The organism is Hyphomicrobium sp. 01T421 (assembly GCF_056398805.1).
This window is the reverse complement of the sequence record NZ_JBFTQC010000001.1, coordinates 1,309,117-1,330,153: the sequence shown is the minus strand read 5'-3', so window position 1 is coordinate 1,330,153 and position 21,037 is coordinate 1,309,117. Positions and strand designations below refer to the sequence as shown.

The 21,037-nt window shown below is 59.3% G+C and carries 18 protein-coding genes and 1 tRNA gene; 11 read left to right on the top strand and 8 right to left on the bottom strand.

The annotated features are described in order from the left end of the window. Positions 1 to 203 precede the first annotated feature (203 nt). Both AC1DK3_RS05975 and AC1DK3_RS05970 read right to left on the bottom strand, forming a co-directional pair. Positions 204 to 3,278, bottom strand: coding sequence for an AAA family ATPase (locus AC1DK3_RS05975; protein WP_477191348.1), 3,075 nt, complete (start codon positions 3,276 to 3,278; stop codon positions 204 to 206). Further along, positions 3,275 to 4,417, bottom strand: coding sequence for an exonuclease SbcCD subunit D (locus AC1DK3_RS05970; RefSeq protein ID WP_477191347.1), 1,143 nt, complete (start codon positions 4,415 to 4,417; stop codon positions 3,275 to 3,277). The genes AC1DK3_RS05975 and AC1DK3_RS05970 overlap by 4 nt, the downstream gene beginning before the upstream one ends. Before the next feature lie 74 nt (positions 4,418 to 4,491). Here AC1DK3_RS05970 and AC1DK3_RS05965 point away from each other — a divergent pair, with 74 nt between their 5' ends. Then, entirely contained in the window at positions 4,492 to 5,304 is an 813-nt protein-coding gene (locus AC1DK3_RS05965; protein ID WP_477191346.1) for a BrxR family transcriptional regulator, read from the top strand. A gap of 1,047 nt (positions 5,305 to 6,351) precedes the next feature. On the opposite strand, the gene AC1DK3_RS05960 is transcribed toward AC1DK3_RS05965, so the two are convergent. Together AC1DK3_RS05960 and AC1DK3_RS05955 are read right to left on the bottom strand one after the other, a co-directional pair. Next, complete coding sequence (locus tag AC1DK3_RS05960; protein ID WP_477191345.1) at positions 6,352 to 6,573, bottom strand: phage holin family protein; 222 nt, start codon at positions 6,571 to 6,573, stop codon at positions 6,352 to 6,354. Beyond that, complete coding sequence (locus AC1DK3_RS05955; protein WP_477191344.1) at positions 6,570 to 7,319, bottom strand: COG4280 domain-containing protein; 750 nt, start codon at positions 7,317 to 7,319, stop codon at positions 6,570 to 6,572. The genes AC1DK3_RS05960 and AC1DK3_RS05955 overlap by 4 nt, the downstream gene beginning before the upstream one ends. Before the next feature lie 377 nt (positions 7,320 to 7,696). Between AC1DK3_RS05955 and AC1DK3_RS05950 the strand changes: the two genes are divergently transcribed. From AC1DK3_RS05950 to AC1DK3_RS05930, 5 genes are all read left to right on the top strand, one after another. Beyond that, positions 7,697 to 7,771, top strand: a tRNA-Asn gene (locus tag AC1DK3_RS05950). A gap of 74 nt (positions 7,772 to 7,845) precedes the next feature. Further along, positions 7,846 to 8,388 (top strand): HipA domain-containing protein, encoded by a 543-nt coding sequence (locus AC1DK3_RS05945; protein WP_477191343.1) that lies wholly within the window; start codon positions 7,846 to 7,848, stop codon positions 8,386 to 8,388. A 363-nt stretch (positions 8,389 to 8,751) separates the two neighbouring features. After that, a complete protein-coding gene (locus AC1DK3_RS05940; protein WP_339084956.1) occupies positions 8,752 to 9,054 on the top strand; it encodes a hypothetical protein in 303 nt (100 codons plus the stop codon). Positions 9,055 to 9,480: 426 nt separating this feature from the next. Beyond that, positions 9,481 to 9,669, top strand: coding sequence for a hypothetical protein (locus AC1DK3_RS05935; RefSeq protein WP_477191342.1), 189 nt, complete (start codon positions 9,481 to 9,483; stop codon positions 9,667 to 9,669). 395 nt (positions 9,670 to 10,064) lie between these two features. Continuing rightward, on the top strand, positions 10,065 to 11,000 hold the full coding sequence (locus tag AC1DK3_RS05930; RefSeq protein WP_477191341.1) for a DUF5996 family protein: 936 nt from the start codon (positions 10,065 to 10,067) through the stop codon (positions 10,998 to 11,000). Positions 11,001 to 11,075: 75 nt separating this feature from the next. On the opposite strand, the gene AC1DK3_RS05925 is transcribed toward AC1DK3_RS05930, so the two are convergent. Further along, entirely contained in the window at positions 11,076 to 13,061 is a 1,986-nt protein-coding gene (locus AC1DK3_RS05925) for a DEAD/DEAH box helicase (protein ID WP_477191340.1), read from the bottom strand. An 886-nt stretch (positions 13,062 to 13,947) separates the two neighbouring features. On the opposite strand from AC1DK3_RS05925, the gene AC1DK3_RS05920 reads away from it, so the two are divergent. From AC1DK3_RS05920 to AC1DK3_RS05900, 5 genes are all read left to right on the top strand, one after another. After that, positions 13,948 to 14,913, top strand: a complete 966-nt coding sequence (locus tag AC1DK3_RS05920) for a LysR family transcriptional regulator (RefSeq protein WP_477191339.1) — start codon at positions 13,948 to 13,950, stop codon at positions 14,911 to 14,913. A gap of 86 nt (positions 14,914 to 14,999) precedes the next feature. Further along, positions 15,000 to 15,839, top strand: a complete 840-nt coding sequence (locus tag AC1DK3_RS05915) for a hypothetical protein (protein ID WP_477191338.1) — start codon at positions 15,000 to 15,002, stop codon at positions 15,837 to 15,839. Then, the gene (locus AC1DK3_RS05910; protein ID WP_477191337.1) at positions 15,836 to 16,903 is read left to right on the top strand and encodes a putative urea ABC transporter substrate-binding protein; all 1,068 of its coding nucleotides are present in this window, start codon (positions 15,836 to 15,838) and stop codon (positions 16,901 to 16,903) included. The genes AC1DK3_RS05915 and AC1DK3_RS05910 overlap by 4 nt, the downstream gene beginning before the upstream one ends. Before the next feature lie 45 nt (positions 16,904 to 16,948). After that, on the top strand, positions 16,949 to 17,983 hold the full coding sequence (locus tag AC1DK3_RS05905; protein WP_477191336.1) for an isopenicillin N synthase family dioxygenase: 1,035 nt from the start codon (positions 16,949 to 16,951) through the stop codon (positions 17,981 to 17,983). A gap of 331 nt (positions 17,984 to 18,314) precedes the next feature. After that, positions 18,315 to 19,199: an alpha/beta fold hydrolase gene (locus tag AC1DK3_RS05900; RefSeq protein WP_477191335.1), complete on the top strand. Its 885-nt coding sequence runs from the start codon at positions 18,315 to 18,317 to the stop codon at positions 19,197 to 19,199. A gap of 40 nt (positions 19,200 to 19,239) precedes the next feature. On the opposite strand, the gene AC1DK3_RS05895 is transcribed toward AC1DK3_RS05900, so the two are convergent. The 3 genes from AC1DK3_RS05895 to AC1DK3_RS05885 form a co-directional block, all read right to left on the bottom strand. After that, a complete protein-coding gene (locus tag AC1DK3_RS05895) occupies positions 19,240 to 20,145 on the bottom strand; it encodes an alpha/beta fold hydrolase (protein WP_477191334.1) in 906 nt (301 codons plus the stop codon). A gap of 40 nt (positions 20,146 to 20,185) precedes the next feature. After that, on the bottom strand, positions 20,186 to 20,443 hold the full coding sequence (locus tag AC1DK3_RS05890; protein WP_477191333.1) for a hypothetical protein: 258 nt from the start codon (positions 20,441 to 20,443) through the stop codon (positions 20,186 to 20,188). A gap of 98 nt (positions 20,444 to 20,541) precedes the next feature. Beyond that, positions 20,542 to 20,817, bottom strand: a complete 276-nt coding sequence (locus AC1DK3_RS05885; RefSeq protein ID WP_477191332.1) for an XRE family transcriptional regulator — start codon at positions 20,815 to 20,817, stop codon at positions 20,542 to 20,544. Positions 20,818 to 21,037: the final 220 nt, after the last annotated feature.

Sequence of the window (21,037 nt, the reverse complement as noted above, 5' to 3'; positions counted from 1 at the left end):
TGAAAGGCAATTTGGTTCGCGCCTCGCTGGTGTGTGGAGACTAATAATTCCGATGATAACTCAGACGAGCTTAGACAACATATCTGGCTATGCTGCTATTGGGTCGGTGCAATAAAAATTGAGATAGGGTGGAATGCTTGTGAGAAACGCTCTCCAAGAGATGCGCCATGCATCGCCGGTCGCCTCATCCAGGGTGTTCGCATTCAGACCACTCCTCTGACTTCCACTTTGCTTCCAGAGATGTCTTTCCGGACATAAAACCCATTCGGGACGGCTTCTTGAACGAGCGGGACGTGCGAGATGATGCCCACCGCCCGGTTTTGACTGACCAGCGAACTCAGGACTTGCAGGACTTGGTCGAGAGTGCCCGTTCCGTTTTCGGTGTCGAGACTGCCGAACCCCTCGTCGATAAAGATGGTGTCGAGCCTGATCTTGCCGCTGGCGCTTTCAACGACATCGGCCAGACCCAACGCGAGTGCCAGAGCGGCGATGAATGTTTCGCCGCCAGAAAGCGTGGTCGTTGGGCGTGCCTTACCAGTGAAGAAGTCGAATACCTGTATTCCAAGACCGCGACGCCCGCGCCCTCCTCCTTCAAGGTCGCGCTCAAGACGGTAGCGATTGGTTGTCATTGGACCGATCCGCAGGTTTGCTGCCGCAAGCACCTGATCGAACATCGCGCCGATGGCGAACGTCTCCAGGTCGAGATTCTGCGAGTTATATCCGTTCACTAGCGCCGCGAGATTGCGGAGAGGTCCCGATGTCGCCTCCGCCTCGTCGAGCCTACGCAGTGTCTCGGCGAGTTCGTCGCGCAGCTTCGTCAGGTGATCCAGATGGTGTCCGGCCCCTGACCGCTGGTCGGTGGCCACCTTCATTTTTTCCTCGGCCTCGAGCTGCTTCGCCGCTATACCTTGCACGTCAGGACGGATCTGCTCCCCGATGGCCGCTGTGGTTTTTTTCACCGTCTCCTTTGCGTTCTCATGCTTGCGGCGATGATCTTCGACGGTTTTGCGATCCTCTTCGATGGTCGCAATGGCAGGCTTCAGGGCGCAGAAGTCATCATCCGATAGAGCAGTGTGCTCGAGGCGCGATCGGAAGGTGTCAACCGCCTTACGGCGGCGCTCGCGGCAGATTGAAAGTGCATTGTCGGCAGCCTGCTGATCTTTCTGCGCCGTCAAGGTAGCTTCGCGGGTTACAGTCGCCGCTGTCTCGGCAGTGGCTTTCGCCGTTCGACGGGCCGTCAGTGTCTGCGAGGCGCTTTCTTGGGCGGCGATAAGGGCGCTCTGATCGCGCAGTGATTCTGGAACGGTCGAGAGCATCTCTTCAAGACGAACACGTTCGGCAGCAGCGTTTTTCTGACACTCAGAATAGGAGTCGCGCGACGTGTCGCGTTCGCTTTCGAGCGACACGATCTCGCCGTTCATGCGCTCAATGTCCGCTTCCGCTTGGGCGACGTCAGTTGGCGCGCCGAGGTCGTCAAGCGCCTGTTGCTCGTCCCGAACCTTTGCGTTTAGCGCGGCGGCGTTCGCTTCGGGAAAATCCACGGCGGCTAGCCGGCCCTGCCGCTCCTTGAGGACGCTCCGGGCTGCAGTAAGGTTCTGCTCTACCTCGCGTGCCGCCTTGTCCGCCTTCTGCCAGTGGGCCTTGGCTTCGCGGAACGCCTGATCGCTTTCAACATGTTCGATCGCACGTGTCGCTGGCGCCGGATGCTCGGTTGCCCCGCAAACGGGACATGGCTCGCCCGCTTCGAGTTTCGAGGAGAGGTGCAGGGCTTGAGCCGCGGAAAGGTTCTGCTCGGCTGCCTCGAACTTGGCCCGAGTCTCTTCAACGTGGTGCGCGGCCGTCTCGTGCTCGGAGCTGAGCTTCTCGACAGCGGCGTTTGCGGTCTGAATGTCCTGACAGGCTCTTTCGAAGGTCTCGGCGGCGGCGAAGGATGATTTCAGAGTTGCAAGGCGACCGGCGATGTCCTGACGGCGCGCCTCGGTCTGGCGGCTCGCTCTGAGCGCCTCGGACTTTTCACGTCGTTCGTCCTGAAGGCCCGTCAAACGCCGCTGGGTTGCATCAAATTTTCCAGCCGCCTCACGCTCATCCGCCTGTGCTTTTTCAACCGTGCTCCCGATTCTCCCGGCTTTTTCCAGGGCGTGCTTGTGACGGTCGAGTGCCTCGACCTGTCGGCGCAGATCGTCGATCTCTCCAGCGCGATCCGTTTCCTTCTTCAGCACTTCGGCAGCCGATTTGGCCTTCGCTTCTGCCTCCGCAGCCGCCCCTTGCGTTTGCCTTAGCGTCGCTTCGGCGTTGCGGACTTCGTCGGCTGTATCCGTAACATTGGTTTCCGCATCGAGCAGGGAACGCGCGCGCTCCGCCCTAGCAACGCGTTCCGCCAGCGCATTCATGTCGCCCTCGCCGGCCTTGAGCGCGGCGAGCGCGTTCGCGGCATCCTCGGCAGCCTTGAACTGCGCCTCTGTCTTCTCGGCCTCCTGCAATGCGCTACGAGCGACCGCAAAGAACGTGCTAGTCGCTTCCTCAACATCCATCAGTTCCGCATGGCGCGCTTGCGCATTCGCGATCCCCGCGGACAGCGCGTCCGTGCTCTCGAAGCTTTCCGCCGCGAGGCGCCGGATGCAGAGTTCCCGCTCTTCGCGCACATGCCGCTCCGCGGCTTCGGCGTCCGTCTTCAGCTTGGACGCGAGGGTTCGGTAGAGTGAGACGTCAAACAGGTCGCGCAGGATTTCGAGGCGCTCCCTCGTCTTCGCGGAAAGGAACGTCTCAAACCGGCCTTGCGGCAGCAGAACGATCTGCCGGAACTGTTCCGGACCATAGCCCAGCATCTCGGAGACGGCCGCGTCCACAACGCCCACCTTCTTCTCTGCGATGATCTTGCCGCGCTCATTCTCATTAATCGCATCGACCGACAGCCCCGTCGCGTCGAAAAGGAATGCGGCGTGTGGGTGCTTGGTCGCGCCCTCTCCCTTCTGCTTCGGCCTTTGCTGTTCGGGCTGACGCACAATGACGAAGCGACGCGCGCCGACCTCGAAGACGAACTCGACCTCGGTCAGACTACCGGCGTCCGCATGATCGGACCGCAGCGACGGCGCTTCCTGATCCGGCTTCGCCGGCGCACCGAACAACGCGAAAGTCATTGCGCTGAAGATGGTCGATTTTCCTGAGCCGGTCTGGCCGTAGATCCCGAACAGCCCGGCAGCGACCGCATCACGGAAGTCGACAACCACACGTTCCGGATAAGGCCCGAAGGCCTGCATCGTCAATCTTACGGGCCTCATGCCCCGTTGTCCCCGTTCCGAATGATATCAAGAGCCGGGGCTATGACGGCCTTATCCTTTTCGGTCATCGGCTCGTCTCTGATGAATTTCAGGAATTCACCGATGACCTCGATCGGGTCTGCCACTCTGGTCGTTGTTCCGCTGAGCGACTTGATTTCGAGGGAGCGCTCGTCGCGCTGGTACGTCAGATCGCATGCGCTTGGGAATAAGGTGCGCAAGCGCTTCATGCCATCAATAACTGGCGCATCGTCGGTCAGAATGACTTTGACGAAATCCGTGGAGGGCTCGGCGAGCAGCAGTTCGGCGTGCTTTCCCGTGAGAATGCGAACGCCGCGAAGAGGCTTGAACGAGATTATTTCGATGGTCGTTTTACCCGCCCAATCGATGTCGACGAGACTCATGGACTTGGCAGCTTCCGCTTCGTCGAATCCGAAGGCCAGCGGTGAACCCGAATACCGGATGTGCGGGACACCGACAAATTGCGGCTGATGCAGATGCCCCAAGGCAACGTAGTGCGCTCCGTCGAAGATCTCTGGCCGGACCGTTTGGACCCCTCCGACCCGGGCCAGCGGCCGCTCACTGTCGCTTCCGTGTGCACCCGACACGAAGGCATGGGCGACGATCACCCAACGTGCACCCTCCGGAATATTGCTTCGGGCCGATGCGACCTGCGCTGCAAGAACATCCTCCGGTGTCTGCATCGCCTCATCGGCGAAGCACTCGCGCGCTGCATATTCGTACGAGAACGGTAAGCCGGAGAAGGCGACGGTGCCGTGCGTATCCGTGAGAAGAAGCGGCCTCTCATCAGCACTGACCGCTCCTCGGATGAGAGCGCGACGCGTGTCGGTCATGATCGACATCGACGCAATTCGGTCCCCGGAATCATGGTTGCCCGCGATCATCACGACGGCGGCGGCCGTCTCTGAGGCGACGCGTGACAGGAAGGAGTTGAACTGGCGAACTGCGCTCGCGGGCGGGGCGGCACGATCAAAGATATCGCCCGCGATGACGAGCACATCGGCACGATAATCGACAATCGCACGGGCGATCTGGTCGAGGACTGTCGCCTGATCATCATCGAGAGAGATCCCGTCGAATTGTCGGCCCAGGTGCAGGTCGGCGGTGTGGAGGATCCTCATGATGCGTCCGTATAATTTTTAAACGTATAATTTCTATATGGACAATATGCGGAAAGTCAAGATAGTGAGGGGTCATGACTCTCGACGATCTCAAGCATGCGCAGAGAGAGCGCATGATCTTCCTCGACCGTTGCCTCACTTGGCGAGGAATGGCGAACCGGCGGGATTTGGTCGAGCGCTTCGGAATTTCGATGGCGCAGGCCGCATTGGATTTCCGAACCTATCTCGACCTCGCGCGCGCTACGCCACCCTCCTACGATCCAACGCGCAAGACTTACTTCGCATCAGACAGGCACGACCCGCTGGTGCCGTGCAGCGCTACAGAAGCCTTTGGCATCCTTGTCGATGAAAAAGAGCTAGCGCCCACATCCGCGCTTCCAAAACCTGAGCGGAAGGCAGTCCCGAAGACGATCGCGCGCCTACACCAAGCCATCCGGTCAGGAAAAGCTCTCCACATTCGTTACACGTCGATGTCGTCGGGCGCGGACGAGGGGCAATGGATTGCTCCGACCCGTTTCACATCCGATGGGGAAAGCGTTCACCTGCGAGCCTTTAGCTTCAGCCATAAAGAGTACCGGAATTATCTTCCGGTCCGGATCGAGCCTGACAGCTCGTTCGAAGAGAAGCTATTGGCCGAACCGCTGCCGGAGGACAAGGATTGGAATACTAGGGCGATCATCTGGTTGCGGCCGAAATCGAGTCTCTCCGATCAGCAAGCCTGCGTGGTTCGGCGGGAATACGGGTTCGAGGGTGAACTCCTACGTGTGGAGACGCGCAAAGCTCTCGAGTTCTTTTTCGATCATCGCTGGGGGTTGGATCAGAAAGGCGCACGTATCGAGCGGGCGAAGACAGAGTACGAACCATTATGCGGTATTTCCGATAGCTGACCAGACGATGGCGTCACGCGATGGCTCGGATGCAGAGCTTAGAATTCACATCAGCGGTTTGAAGCCGAGATGACTCAAGTCCGAAAACTGGATGAACCACTCTTCGTCCGCTTATCCACCTGTTAGCGGACGCGAACCTTCCGTCACCGACAATTGGTGGGGCAGACCGCGTCGATGTCTGCACCTATATAACAGCACTCGTTCGTCGAGAAACGGCGCAGCTCGATCGACAGTCAGCTTGGTCGGCTACTGGCTCAAAGCGACGACCGCCCAACGACCGATTTGGGCAGACTTCCAGACGTGGACGCTGGAAGCAGATCGGCCCGAGCGAGAACAAGTCCAGATCACCGCTATCTCTGCGAATCGGATGTATCTGCATTGAAGTCTCAGTGCTGGGGCGCTTTGAATGCAGGCCGAAAATTTCTGTCGGTCCGATACATCAAAATCCGCAGAAGCGATGAATTGCTTCACCTTGTATGGGCAAAACGATGAGGTGACTTCGAACATCCGTATACGGATGCCGCAAGCGGATTTTCGGGGGCACACGGTTTAAGGGCTTGAAAGTCCGAAGCATGAGAGTTGCATCGCAACCCGAAAAATTCGGCCCAACCAGTGTTCCACGCGCTTGTGCCCCCATTTGTGCCCCCTTCTGTAATCGGACTTTTGGGGGCACAAGGCGATAAAGCGTTACGAGACAAAGAGATAACGCGCCGCTGCAATTTTTATGTGACGGACTGCAAATCCGCGTACCCCGGTTCAATTCCGGGCGTGGCCTCCATAAATCTTCATAGAAAATTGATAAGTTTCAACGGACGGGGACGTGCATTCTCCTGCCGGGGACTGCTGGTCTTGGCGCCGCCCCGACAGCGCCTGATACCGCGCCCGATGACGTACGGCTGCGACGCCCCCCCTCCCCCAATGCCTGCTGGATATTTATTCCAGAGTCTCGCTGTCGAGGCCTACAGCTTTGGCAATAAGCGTCATAGCGGCTGTCGCGTTCTGTACAGGCACCGGTCGCGATAAGTGTGCAGCCTGGGCGACCGCGCTTCAGTCGCGCCGCGCGCTGTTCCGGGCCGTTCGCAACACGCTTCCCGCCAGAACCAAAACGATTGCGATCAGCAGGAATGCGCCCGCCCACCTCGGCTGAGTTTCAAGCCAGATGGCCAAGAAGGCTGTCAACGCGACGACGCCGAGGATTGCGAGGGCGAGGAACTCGTCGTCCAGGAAAAGGCCGATGAGGCTGCGGGAAATTTCTCCGATCGTCGTCATTGGGAAACCCTTCCGGTTGTACGCCGGAGCAATGCCGCGAGCGCAAGGCCGGTGATCAAAAATACGCCGACGAATTCGACGATCACCAGATCTTCTCCGGGCCACGCGATGCCGAGCCCTTCTCCCGTCCAGAACACGCCGAACGCCGACAGCATGACTCCGACCCCGAATTTCAGGGCGTTCTCGGGCACGCGAGACAGTGGCTTGTGAACGGCGAGCCCGATCAGAAGGACGAGGCCGCAGGCTGCCAACGCACCGACGCTCGCCGGCCAGAGCATGTCTCGCACCGAGCCGACGGCGATGACGATGAAAACGACCTCGAGACCTTCGAGCAAGACCGCCTTGAACGACGTCACGCCGGCGATCCAATCGAGGCGCGATTTCCGGCGTTCGGCTTCGTCGCGAATGAGCGACGTTTCCTTGGTGAAGGCGACGGCCTCGTCGTGGAGCGGGATGATGCCCGCGGCGCGCAGAATAGCTTTCCTCAACCATCGCATGCCGAACAATAGAAGCAGCACGCCGATGACGAACTGCAGCGCATGAATGGGAAAGATGCTGAGAACCGGTCCCAGCGCAATCACGATCGCCGCAAGCGTTACCAATCCTGCGACGGACCCGAGTATTGCAGGACGCCACCCTTGGAACGTGCTGGCCGCGAGGACGATGGTGAAGGCTTCGACCGCTTCCACCAGCGAGGCGAAAAAGGCCGTGGCGACCGCGGGCCAGACAATCGAGAAACTGCTCATCGAAAAAGCATTCCATCACTAGCGACTGCTGACGCTGGGAAGCGTCGGCCGGCGCCCCCCTCGGCGTACGAGCGACCCTAGCATGAAAGCCTACCGGCGAGCTGTCGCAGGCAAAGTTGCGCAGGCCGCGGAGTTCGCTCGTGAATTACCTTCCGAAGCGTCGTTCGCCCCTTGCGCCCCCCATCAAAGAAGGCTACCAACCCGCCCTGTCGGACGGACTGAAGACCTGCGTGTGCCACTACTTCCCGCCTGGTCGTCGCCTTCCACCTATGTGCTTCCTCTTGTCGCCGCTTGGCGCCGTTGAAGGCACTGAAGAAAATAGCGTTGAGGCCTCGCCAGCGCGGATACGTTCTGCTATGCGGGGCGCTTCTCGGCATTCCGCGGTAGCTCAGTGGTAGAGCGTCCGACTGTTAATCGGATGGTCGTAGGTTCGAATCCTACCCGCGGAGCCAAGACCAACATCGACCCCATCGATTTCCGAAGAACTCCTATAAATTTCTAGCTTTTTCGCGCCCGAAGTCCGAAATTGCGGTATGGCGCGCTCGGTTTGCCGGTCGCGGCGACGCAAATTGCCGATTTCGGCGGAAGACGCGTCTTCACGAAAGACAACCGCCTGCTGCGCATACCGCAGGAAGATTTTTGTCAGGTCCTGTCCGTACCGCCGAGCCAAAAATATCAAAGTGACGGCTGCCCGACTATCGTCGATATCTGCAAACAATTGCAGGGCAACGATCAGCCGCAAATTGACCGTCGTATATTTTTCAAAGCTCAGGTCGTGTTCTGGCTGCTCGCTGCGATCGACGGCCACGCCAAGAATTTCAGCATCCCGCTCTCTTCGAAGGGGCGTTTTAAATTAGCGCCTCTCCACGACATCACGTCGGCGCGACCGGCACTGGAGAACGGCCAAATCCGTCACAATAAAGCGAAGCTTCCCATGTCGGTGGGAAAAAGCCGCCACTACGTTGTTGACCGAATTTCCCCGCGCAACTTCGAGCAGACCGCTGACGAGTGCGGCTTGACTGCAGGAACCGCCCGGGAGGTTTTTTGCAGAGCTCGTCGAAGCGGTTGATGATCGTCCAATCTGTCCGTCTACAGCTGGACTCGCGTTCGAAGACATATCTGCACACAGCCCATCGAAAGCGTATGTCTACTCCCGGACAATCCGAATTACCGTTCAGTGCGGTTCTCGTCAGATGCAGTCGCTCTGTTGATCATAACCGAACGAGCAGAGAAAGCGGACGTTGCGATAAACACGAAAGGTCGTTTTAGTCGCGAAGACGATAGGTCTGCCACGCTACGCCGAATGGTGGCAAATGCGGCACGCCTTCCGGTTTCTTGCGGGATTACCCGTCTTGCAGCAGGCCAGTTCTGTTGTCGAGGGCCACGCGCTCAACTAGTTTCCAGACGGGATAAATCCTTTTTGGAGGGGCAAATGCGTTCTTTGAAACTAGGCTTGGCCGCCGCGGCAGCCTTCTGCGCACTTTCGGCAACGGCTCAGGCTGATTGCGTCAAGGTCGGAGCGGTCGGCGAAGCTGTGACCCACGATATCGCCGAGCTCTTCTCGACGCACGGCCTTGCAAACATCATCTATGGGCAGGGCCGCGTGGGCAAGGGCCCCGTCCACACGAAATGCGAAGATGGCTCAGGTACGACGACGTGCCACTCCACGCAGACGGCGTGCAAAGTGACGACACCCAAAACCTGCTTAGGCGCTTGGCTTTGCTTCCCCGCGTGACCCCGATGCTTGGCGCAAATGAAGAATAGCGCGACTTTGGAAGAGGGCTTTGATTCTACTGGGTCGGAAGAGGATTGCAGGCCAGCGAGGAAGTTCATCGCGTTGGCTGCAATGTTTTCGACCCAGAGCATTTGGCGACGGGCGCATTCGCACCTTGATGTCCGCTCCTGTATGCGAGCGGTCGTAGCCGCTGACAGAAGGATTCCCGGGCAAAAGTTTTTGTTTGAGCCTCTACGGAGTGCATTGAACGCCGGCCCGGAAACTGGCAATCTCGATATGAGCCACGGGGCGAAGACATCGCTCACTGCACTGCCGAAAATCATATTTCCAAAATCTGGACTTGCTTACCCCGCCCTGTGAACTCCAAGCATTCACCTGCGCGAATGGCACGGAAAATTCAGACCAATTTTTTTGGGAGATGATTTCATGGCTGATTCTGCTCTGGGCATTTTGCAACGCGAGGGTGAGCAACGTGGCGCTTCGGGGCATATTCCCGACACCCAAGATTTTGACGAGCATGTGCGCTTCTATCAAGCTGCGCTGCGGATGGCGAGAACGTTCCTAGCGTTCATGGCGGCACTCCTGCTGGGAATGTATTTTTTTCTCGTCAGATGAACTTCGATGGCTGAATTGAACGCGCCCGTCGCTTTCCTTTCCACACTGGATGGAGCGATGGGCGCACGTGTTTGCCTTTCCGATCAAGGGGACGGAGCAACGAGACGTCGCAAGAAGGAAGAGGCGGGCGCTCAAGTGGGCCGAGCAGCAAGACGACATGTGATCGACTTGCGTTAGAGGTCAGCTTCTGGCTCGGGGCGTCGGAAGTTAAACGGCAGCTATCGGATCAACGCGACCTTGGGCCAAGCGGCCCGGCGCCCCATGTCACTCGATCCCAATTGCAGACATCGTTATCGCGAGACATCTGCAAACAGGTCCATTCGCGAAACTTCCGCTTATCAATGCTAAGCGGATACTCAGGGATCGCCGCTAACGGTCGCGAAAGGTGACGAGACATGACAGATGCGTGGCCCGACATTCCTTATGCGCCATGGAAAGATTCCTGCGCCACCTTGCATTTATGGACCCAGAGTGTGGGCAAGTATCGTCTCGCGCGCACTCCATGGGTCAACCATTCCTGGCACGCGACGTTCTATGTCACGTCCCGCGGCCTGACGACGTTCTTGATCCCTGTGGGCAGTCGGGGCGTACAGTTCGACTTCGACTTCATAGACCATTGCCTGATCGGCACAGCCAGCGACGGCTCGAGAGGAGCTTTCGTACTGCAGCCGATGAGTGTGGCTGATTTCTACAAGCGCTTTGGCGAATTGACGGACGAGCTCGGAGTTACGACCAAAATCAATGGCAGACCAAACGAAGTCCCTGACGCGGTTCCATTCGAGAGGGACACCACGCATAGGTCGTACGACGCGGATGCGGTGAACCGTTTTTGGCGTGCGCTCGTCCAAGTTGATCGCGTGCTGAAGTGTTTTCGAACGGGCTTCCTGGGCAAGGTCAGCCCGGTCCATTTATTTTGGGGCAGTTTCGATCTTGCCGTAACGCGATTTTCCGGACGCCGCGCGCCCCTCCATCCGGGTGGCGTTCCTGGGCTGCCTGATGCCGTGACGCGTGAAGCCTATTCGCACGAAGTCAGCTCTGCCGGATTTTGGCCAGGGGGAGGTCCGGTCGACTACCCTGCATTCTATTCCTATGCCTATCCAGCACCGAACGGCTTTTCATCTTACCGGGTCACGCCCGATCAAGCCTTCTTTGATGAGAAGGCGGGTGAGTTCATCCTGCCGTACAGTGTTGTGAAAAGTGCGTCCGATCCCGATCAATTGCTTCTGGGCTTCCTCGAAACAACGTACGAGGCAGCCGCACGGCTGGCCAATTGGGATCGAGCATCCTTGGAATGTCCGCGCGGCCAAATCGATGTTCCTCGACCTCTCTGACGTTTCGCGCCCCCAACCTTCGCGTATTCAAGCCCTGAGTAGAGTTGTTCACGCCCGGAAATCGATTTCCCAAGTCTACGACGCCGGGCGGTTCTTCTTTTTATGAAAGGCCTTTGAACCCGGCTTATTTTCGCCCTTTGATTTTGACGGACCGGGGTGAGGGCCCGGACCCTTGGGATGAGCTTTTGATGCGTCACGCTTTCGATGCGGATGCGCGCCGGCCTTCTCCTTGTTTCGATCCCGCCACGGCGTTTTCGCGCGGTGATCCGTTTGAGGACCGGACGAGTTTGCCGCTTTGGCCCCGTCGTCTTTCCGCGGTCCGGCAGCTGGGGCCGGATTGTCCCGCGAACCAGCGCCGTCATCCATGGAGGCGCCAATGCGCGAGATCCGCCCCTCGTTGGGCTTCATTGAACTCGCGGCATCCGCGAACTTGTCTGCAAATTCGGCGGCGATTTGGAAGCGCGTGTCACGGTCGAAGATCTTGATGGAACCGATCTCGGCCTTCGTCACATTGCCGGCGCGGCAGAGAAGCGGCAGCAGCCAGCGGGGTTCGGCTTTGCGCTCGCGGCCGATATCGACCCGGAACCACACCATCTCGCGGCCTTGATCGCGAACGGGGCGCGTGGAGCGGCTGTCTCCTGGGCGCATGCTCGGGCGCTCGTCCCTGTCTTGCGGCGCATGACTGCGTTCTTGCCGATGCTCGCCCCGCTCCCGGGGTGCTCGCGCACGGTCATCGCGGCGCGGCGGCCCAGCATCCTCAGCAAGATCTTCCGGCGCGGGAAGCTGGGCACGGTGGATGCGGACCAGGGCGAGAGCAATCTCTTCTGCCGTGCGGTTGGCCTGAAGGGATTGCGCAAGCTTCAGATCCTCGTCCGTCGCTGGATCGGTGAAGATAGAACTGGCCAGGAAGCGCTCCTGGTCGCGCGCGCGGATCTCCTCAACAGTTGGTGCAGGACCCCAGGTGACCTTGAGCTTGGCACCGGCCAGCAGAGCTTCGGCCTTGCGGCGGCGGTTGAACGGGACAATCAACACACACAGGCCCTTGTTGCCGGCCCGGCCCGTGCGACCCGAGCGGTGAAGGAGCGTCTCGGCATCGTTGGGCAGATCGGCGTGAATGACGAGCGCGAGAGCCGGCAAGTCGAGCCCGCGCGCCGCCACGTCCGTCGCGACGAGGACGCGGGCGCGGCCATCGCGCAGCGCTTGCAGCGCATGCGTGCGCTCGGTCTGCGTCAACTCTCCCGAAAGGGCCACGGCTGAAAAGCCGCGCTCTACGAGGCGGGCGTGCGTCCGCTTTACAGCTTCGCGCGTCGAACAGAACACCAGAGCGGCGCCGGCTTCATGGAACCGCAGCACGTTGACGACGGCATTTTCGATGTCGCCCGGCACAACGCGAATGGCGCGATATTCGATATCGGCGTGTTGCTCGTTGCGCTTTGCCGTCTCGATGCGAACGGCGTCGCGCTGGTAGCGCCGTGCCAGCGCTTCGATCTCTCGCGGCATGGTGGCCGAGAACAGGAGTGTCTGGCGCGTTTCAGGGGTTGCGTCGAGAATGAATTCCAGGTCCTCGCGGAATCCGAGATCTAGCATCTCGTCCGCCTCGTCGAGCACAACGGCTGCGAGTTTCGTCAGGTCAAGCCGCCGTCGTTCCAAATGGTCGCGCAGGCGTCCGGGCGTGCCGACCACAATATGGACGCCGAAACCGAGTTGGCGGGCCTCCGCGCGCGCGTCCATGCCGCCGACGCAGGCCACGATACGCGCCCCGGTGTCCGCGTAGAGCCAGTCGAGTTCGCGCTGCACCTGCATGGCAAGCTCACGCGTGGGGGCGATGATCAGGGCCAGCGGCTCGGCGGCTTGCGGCAAACGTTCCGCGTCTCCGAGCAACGTCGGGGCGACGGCAAGTCCGAAGGCGACCGTTTTCCCGGAGCCGGTCTGGGCCGAGACCAGCAAATCGCGCCCCACCGTGTTGGACTCGAGAACGGCGAGTTGCACGGCGGTCGGCGCCGAGTAGCCGCGCGTGACAATTGCGCGGCCGAGCGCGGGATGAACCGACGGGAAGGTCATGATCAGGAAGACTTTTCGAATGGAGGAAGCCTGCCGGGCTCTATCCGAGTGGCAGGCGCACGTTGCCAAGAATGTCGCAACTTTGCACGCCTAGACGGTATTCGGCGTTAACGCTAGCGGGCACGTTGGCGCGCTTCGCATGTTAGTTAGTCTGCCACAAACTTTGGCCCGCCTTTCGGCCGGCATGGCCCATTATTGGACATTCGAGTGTTCGGCCTGAATTCTCTTATGTCGATTTGGGGTGGCGCTAATGACGAAGCCTTCGACGGATCTGCAATGACCGGACGCTAGCCCCAGTTCCAGCCGATTTCTCCGCCAGACGGCTTCGCGCCGCTGGCGATGATATTCCTCCAAATTCATGGCGCGTTCCTGAGACGCTTGTCAGCGGTGCAGCATATGAGCGGGGCAGTAAGCGCACCGTTAAGCCGCGCGACCAGTCGACATATCCAGCATTGCCTCAGAAGCAATTTCCCGGCGATCGACCAGCACCGCCGTCGCTGTTCAACGATGTGATTTATGCCGTGCACGTCGCTCTCTGTTTCACTGATCGACCTGCGATCCCGAGCCAACTCCCAAATTGATTTGCGCGTTTCCGGCGGACCGAACGACACTGGCTTCATGCATGAAATTCAGGCGTTCTTTGCACAAGCAATGAGCTTGACGCGACCGGCCAATTGCCAAAAGCTGGAGCATTCATTCGAGCGTTTGCTCTCGTCACTTTGCGTGACCGCTCGATTACGATGTGAGCAGTCGGCCGCACAAAGTCGTCCACTGCATGAATGTCAAGAACGAGCGGGGTAAATGGGCAGACTTCGCCCTAGACGCGAGACAAATCACCTGATCCGAGCTGCTCGGAAGCGCTAACGCACAGGATAAGCTGTCCTACATGGCCGACGGACTACGCGTATCAAAGAACGGTCAGCTCTTCGCCCGCAATCTCGATTGGAACCTGGTCAAGTTGTTCCTCGGCATCGTGCGGTCCGGCGGTATCAGCACGGCTGCACGCGCGCTCAACAAGCAGCAGCCGACCATAAGTGCGGGCCTCAAACGCCTCGAAGATCACATCGGGGCCAAGCTTTTTGTCAGAACGGCAAGAGGTGTCGCGTTGACGCCCGCCGCGCGCTCCTTCCTCAAGTCCGCCGAGGAAATCGAGGTTTTGATATCGGGCCTCCCCGGCGAAGTTGCGAGGACCTCGGCAAATCTGCAGGGGCTTGTAACTGTGCGCGTAATTTCCGATCTCGTCTCTCCCGAATTCGACCAGGCGATGGTCGCCTTCCATCAAATCAATCCTGACGTTGAGATTCGTCTCGATATTGCGCCGTGGCGCGACGTGGTGCTGTCGGTCAAGGACGGCAGCGCCGATATCGGGATTGCTTGCGCCGCGGTCGCTAGTCCGGAGCTTTGCTATCGCCCACTCATGCGTGAATGGCAGCAGCTTTACTGTGGCCGGGGACATCCGGCATTCGGCAAAGGGATATCGGAACCCGAAATTGCGGCCGACGAGATTTTCGTTTTGACGGGAAAGGATGAGCCCGCGGAGCTTACCGACTTTCGCCAACGGTATGGGCTCGGCGAACGCGCAGGCGCGTCTGCGGAGACGCTTTACGAGGTGAAACGTCTTATTCAAATCGGCATCGGGATCGGCTTTCTACCGACGGCGGTTGCGGCTGAGGCTGTCGAAGCTGGTGAACTTTGGCCGATGCTCGATCCGGCTATTTTGCCGACGTATCATGTTTTCCTGATAACGCGCGACGCCAAGCTTAGTGCGCCGGCACGCGCGCTTCTCGACATGACAGACTCGAATTTGAAGCCGGAGGCTCCGGGATATATCGCGGAGCACGTCGAGCCATAGATTTTTTCTATGACTCGCATCGATATGCGGCGGCTTCTGACGATCCCTTACCGATGTCATGCTGCCTTCTCTTTCGTGAGGCGCAGATGGTTGAAGTCAAAGATACGATCGGCTTGTGGGAGCGCTCGCTCATCGCGTGGCCGGACGGTCGAAAAGATACGACAACGTTCGTCGCATGGCTTCAAGGCCCGAGCCTGTTCGCCGATCTGCGGCAACCGCATAATCCGCCATCGTTTGATGACGTGGCCTGTCTCGATGACATGCAGCGCGATCATTTCGAATGGCTGGCGCGTCAGGAGGGCTTCGCGGGCCGGTTTGCGAGTGCCGGCGACGCCTTCGAATGGCGCCGCATGATGGATTATCAGTGCGCGAGTGACATCGCAGATGCCGGCTACCTGAATTTCTCCGACGGCGTTCTCGTCGAGCGCGGCCGCGACATTCCCTACATCGAGCACTGGCATCAAACTTCCCCACGCACTCGTCCGCACTTCGCTGCGCGAATGCAAGACCTGAACGGCATCGAAGGATTTCTGGTCCAGGTCGGCGATGTATTCATGTACGCGCGAAACCGAGCGGTGGCGCTTCCCCGCGGAGGTTCGCTTGTCGATCTCGTGAGGGACCGCTCGCCTGAAGAAGCGCGGACGCTGCTGGATTGCGAAATCTCATTGGGCCGCGTGCGTGGCGGCTCGTGGCTGATCGATCGATCCAGCCTGCCTTTCCGCGTCAAAGCGGATCTCGCACCATCATTTTCGGTCGATGGCGAAAGTATTGCGGTTGCGGACATCACTGCGGCCGGCAGAGCGACAGTGCGAAACTGGAAGATCGTCGACCTCGAAGTCGACGCTCAACAACAAAATTCATCAGGGCAGGAACACGACGAAGGAGCGATTCCCTTTTTTCGATCAATGACCGGGAGAGCCTTATGACGATGCGTTCGATCCTTCGTCTCGTATTCTGCGCGTCTGTAATTATTTTTGCGGGTGCAGTTCATCCGGCGCGCGCAGAGCCCACCTTCAAGGTCGCGTGGTCTATTTATACCGGATACCTTCCCTGGCCCTATGCGCAACATGCCGGCATTCTTCAAAAGTGGGCGAAGAAATACGGCATCAATATCGAGCTGGTGCAGGTCAACGACTACATCGAATCGATCAATCAGTTCACCGGCGGCAAGGCCGATGCCGTCGCCGCGACAACGATGGACGCGCTGACCATACCCGCAGCCGGAGGCGTCGATACGACCATTCCGATCCTCGGCGACTATTCGAACGGGAATGACGGGATAGTCCTGAAGGGCGCGAACAAGACATTTGCCGATCTCAAGGGCAAAAAGATCAATTTAGTCCAATTCTCCATCTCGCATTACATGTTGGCCCGCGCGTTCGCGGCGCATCACATGAATATCGACGACGCGAAGCTGCAAAATGTTTCGGATGCGGACTTCGTTGCGGCCTTTCAGACATCAGACGTCGATGCGGTCGTCGCATGGAACCCGGCTTTCATCGAGCTGAAGAAACAGCCGAATGTCAGCATCGTCTATCAGTCGACCGAAATGCCCGGTGAGCTGGTCGACGCGCTGCTCGTCAACACGAAGGTGCTGAACGACCATCCCGAATTCGGCAAGGCGCTGACGGGGGCTTGGTTCGAGACGCTCGCCGTCATCAATGGCAATGACGAGGAGAGCAAGGCCGCACGGAAGTTCATGGCCGACCTCTCTGGGACGACTGTCGAGAGCATCAATTCGCAGATCGAGACGACGGCGTTCTATTACGATCCCGCGATTGGCGCGAAGTCGATCCGCTCGCCGGACATGGTGACTGCGATGGATCTCATCCGCAGCTTCAGTTTCGATCATCAGCTCATGGGCAATGGCGCCAAGTCCAAGGATGCGATTGGCATCGCGCTTCCAGGGAAGACGCTCGGCGACGCCTCGAACGTAAAGCTCCGGCTCGACGATACGTTCATGCAGCTTGCCGCCGACAACAAGCTTTAGGGGCAGCGATCAGGTTTCCTATTCAACGGATTTACGAGGCAAGAGATGAGCACATCGGAAAACTTCTCGAGTATCCCCATCGTCGATATCACGAAGCTCCGCATCGGTACGTTTGCCGAGCAGAAGGCGGTCGCTGAAGAGCTTGGAAAGGCGGCTCGCGAAGTCGGCTTCGTCTACATCACGGGCGGCGGCATCGATGAGTCGCTTTTTGACGGTGTTCTCGATGCGACCAAGCGCTTCTTTGCGTTGCCGCACGACGAGAAAATGAAGGTCTATATCGGCAACTCCCGTTGTCATCGCGGCTACGTTCCGGAGGGCGAAGAGGTGTTCGCCTCTGGAACAAAAGACAAGAAAGAGGCTTACGATCTCTCGATGGATTTGCCGGCCGACGATCCGGATTTTGCTTCAGGCAATCCGCTTCTAGGACCCAATCAATGGCCAGAGCTGCCGGGCTTCGCCAATGCGGTCGATGACTACTACAGGGCGGTCTTCGCTTTGGGCCGCATCCTATTGCGGGGCTTCTCGATGGCAATCGGCGAAGAACCGACGTTCTTCGATCAATACGTGACCAAGCCGCCAAGCCAGTTGCGGCTCATCCATTATCCTTTTGACACGAGCGCGGAAGATCGCCCCGGAATCGGAGCTCATACCGATTACGAGTGCTTTACGCTGTTGAGATCGACGAGCCCCGGACTTGAAGTCATGAACGGCGCCGGCGAATGGATCGATGCTCCTCCCCTTCCCGGCGCCTACGTCGTCAATGTCGGCGATATGATGGAGATCTGGACGAATGGCGAGTTCACCGCAACCTCGCATCGCGTTCGGAAAGTGTCGGAAGAGCGCTATTCGTTTCCGTTATTTTTCGCGGCCGACTATGACACGGTTGTCGCTCCGTTGCAGCGTTACGCGACCGGTGACAAGCCAATGCGCGCTTCTCTGAAGGCAGGTGAACACCTCTTTGCTCAGACGATGCAGAGCTTCACCTATTTGAAAGAGCGTCGGGCGCGCGGCGAGATCGTGTTGCCCGAAGGATCGGCGCCCTTGTCGTCGTTCGGACAGGAAGCCCGGCAGAAATATTGACCGGGGACGCCAAGGGCGCATCACGAGTCGTGGCGGATTACACTCAACGACCCGCAGCCCTCGCGTTGGGTTGCCGGTCGGACAAGCCGCAATCGTACGCTCGTGGCTCATCGTGGCTTGTCGTGTTTCTCGATATCGATGCCGAGCTGGCACGATGCTCTCAATCATCGGATGACCGGGCAAGAGCTCGACTGCGCGCGGATTCGAGTGCGGCGGTTGATCAGCGCTGCCTTCGCGCGTCGCAATAGACGGGCTTTCGGCAAATAGGGCTGGGTCATGCGCGGCTCGTGGACTAATGTTGCTGTGCCATCCGAAATATTATCGAGCGGCCATGTTTGACGGGTTCAAATCAGAACTGATCGACGTCGGCGACGACGTTAGAATATTAACGCGCTACAAGGGCTCGGGACCACCGCTTCTATTGCTGCACGGTTATCCGCAAACGCACGTTTGCTGGCACAAGATCGCCGAACCTCTGGCAGAGCGTTTCACCGTCGTTGCCACTGATCTCAGAGGCTATGGCGCCTCGAGCAGGCCAGTGGAGGGACCAAACCATCTCAATTATTCGAAGCGCGCGATGGCCATAGACCAGGTGCGCGCGATGTCCGCGCTTGGCTTCGAGCGCTTCTACCTTGCCGGGCACGACCGGGGCGGCCGCGTCGCACACCGCCTCGCGCTCGATCATCCCGAGCGCGTCCTTCGGCTTGCTGTCCTCGACATTGCTCCAACGGCAACCATGTACGCGAATTCGAACCGGGACTTCGCCGAAGCCTACTACCATTGGTTTTTTCTCATTCAGCCCTTTGATCTCCCCGAACGCCTCATCGGCGCGGAAGCCGAATTCTACCTGCGACGAACCTTGAGCAGCTGGTGCAAGCAAGACGGGGCGATTACGGATGAGGCTATGGCAGCCTACGTAGCGGCGTTCACCGCTCCGGGCGCTGTTCATGCTGCGTGCGAGGACTATCGCGCGGCGGCGACCATCGACCTGGAGCACGACCGCTCAGACGACGTCGCGTCGCATCGGATCGCGGCGCCCATGCTCGTGTTGTGGGGAAGCCGCGGAACAGTGGGGCGCCAATTCGACGTACTCGCATGCTGGCGGGAGAAGACTCGCGGTCTCCTCCAGGGCGAAGCTCTCGATTGCGGACACTTCATTCCCGAGGAGGCGCCTCAGGCGACGCTCGCGGCCTTCTTGCAGTTCTTCGCAGATTGATATCGTCCTAACGAAGCACCGGGGCGTTAGGCGACAGCTGTCATTGGAGGAATTCGCGGACGATGCGAATGGTTGCTTGCGGATTTTCCTCCATGATCCAATGACCGGAGTTCGGCACGACGGCCTCGCGAACGTCGACGGCCGCAAAGCGCATCACGGTCGCCATCATCGGCCCGAACGATTTCTCGCCTCCGACAGCGAGAACCGGCATCTCGAGCTTGCCTTTTGCTAGGAACGCTTTGTTGTCGATGGCGTCCTGGTCGAAGGCCGCAAACTGGGCGAAGCCAGAATGCATGGCCCCGGGCAACGCGTAGAGCTTTGCATAATGCTCACGCGCGGCTTCGGTAAAGCGCGCCGGCGTCGCCGAGAACTCGTTCCAGAAGCGATCGAGATAGATTCGCTCCCGTCCCGCAACCAGCCGCTCCATGTCTGGTCCGCCAAAACGAAAGTGCCAAAGCAAGGGATTCTTGAGAACCTCCTCCCATGGACCGACACCGGGCAGCGGCGCGTCGATGACGACGAGCTTCGCCACGCGGGCTGGATACTGGGCAGCGAACGCGTAGGCGACCATGTTGCCAATGTCGTGTGCGACGACCTCGGCCCGCTCGATGTGAAGCTGGTCGAGCACGCCGGCGAGGTCCCCGGCTTGCGTCTTCTTATCGAAGCCTCCGGCCGGCTTCGATGACAGTCCGAGACCGCGCAGGTCGGGAACGACAACCGTGTGATCGCGCGCGAGATCGGTTGCCATCGGCACCCACATGTCCCCGGTCTCGCCGTAACCGTGCACGAGCAGCACGGCGGGGCCGGCACCGCCGGTCCGGACATGGATTGTGGTCCCATTGGTCGTAAGTTCCTGGGTCGTGAAATTCGACGGATAGGACAGGCTCTCAGCGGCGGCAGAGGTTGTGAGCAGGCCAAGGAAGAGCGTGAGAAAGAATGGGCGCATGTATCACCTTGTGTGAAGCGTCTGGAGCCGTTGCACGCAATCACGCGTCGTGCCGCAAAACGATTTTGCGGCGCGGACGTGAGCGCATCCCGTCGAGCATCTCGTGGGCCGCTCTGGCCTCCGCGGGCGGCAGCATCGTGCCGATGCTGGTCTCAATCTCGCGCGCATCCAACATTGCCGCAAGCTTTCTGAGACGCGCGGCGGTGATCTCTACAGGGAAGAACAGAGAGCGTATGCCGCGCCGCCGGGCTTCCTCCATGCCGGGCTCGAGACGTCGCACGCCTCCTTTGTGAGGCATTGATCCGCAGTCGGCGCGAACCAAACGCGATGAAACTCGCGGACTGCAAAGGAGAGCGGGGAATGCGCACGCGGAGGTTGACGAGTTCGTCCGCAGTATCAACCATCCCCTTTGGGTACGACCTTCAGCTCCAGTTCCACCTCCACATCGGGATCGACGATCCAAAGCAGACGAACCAATCGCTCAAGCGAGAACCGATCGAACTTTCCGTGACGAATGCGAGAAATTTCCGTCTGGCAAATCCCCGTTGCTGCCTCGAGCGCGACGGCCGTTCCCCACTTGGTCTTGACCGACTCCACAATTTGCGCCGCGACCAACTTCCTCGCGTCATCGAGGCGCGCGTTCCACCTTTCATCGATGTTTTCCTCGAACAATGTTCGTTCCTTTTGTTCGAATGCGGATCGTCGTGCGTTACAGCGAGCCGCTGAAATTTGTGCTTTGCTCATGTCAGGAACCGGCCTTGCGGTAGGATGGGTTTCGCGACGCAACGCTGAGGCGCCGCAGGCACCTCAGCGGCCAGCCTCCGCCTATCCCTTCCCGTATTGAGAGTTGGAGCCGCAGCCTCTTGTGCCGGTCGTACAGTCTTTCCGAGTA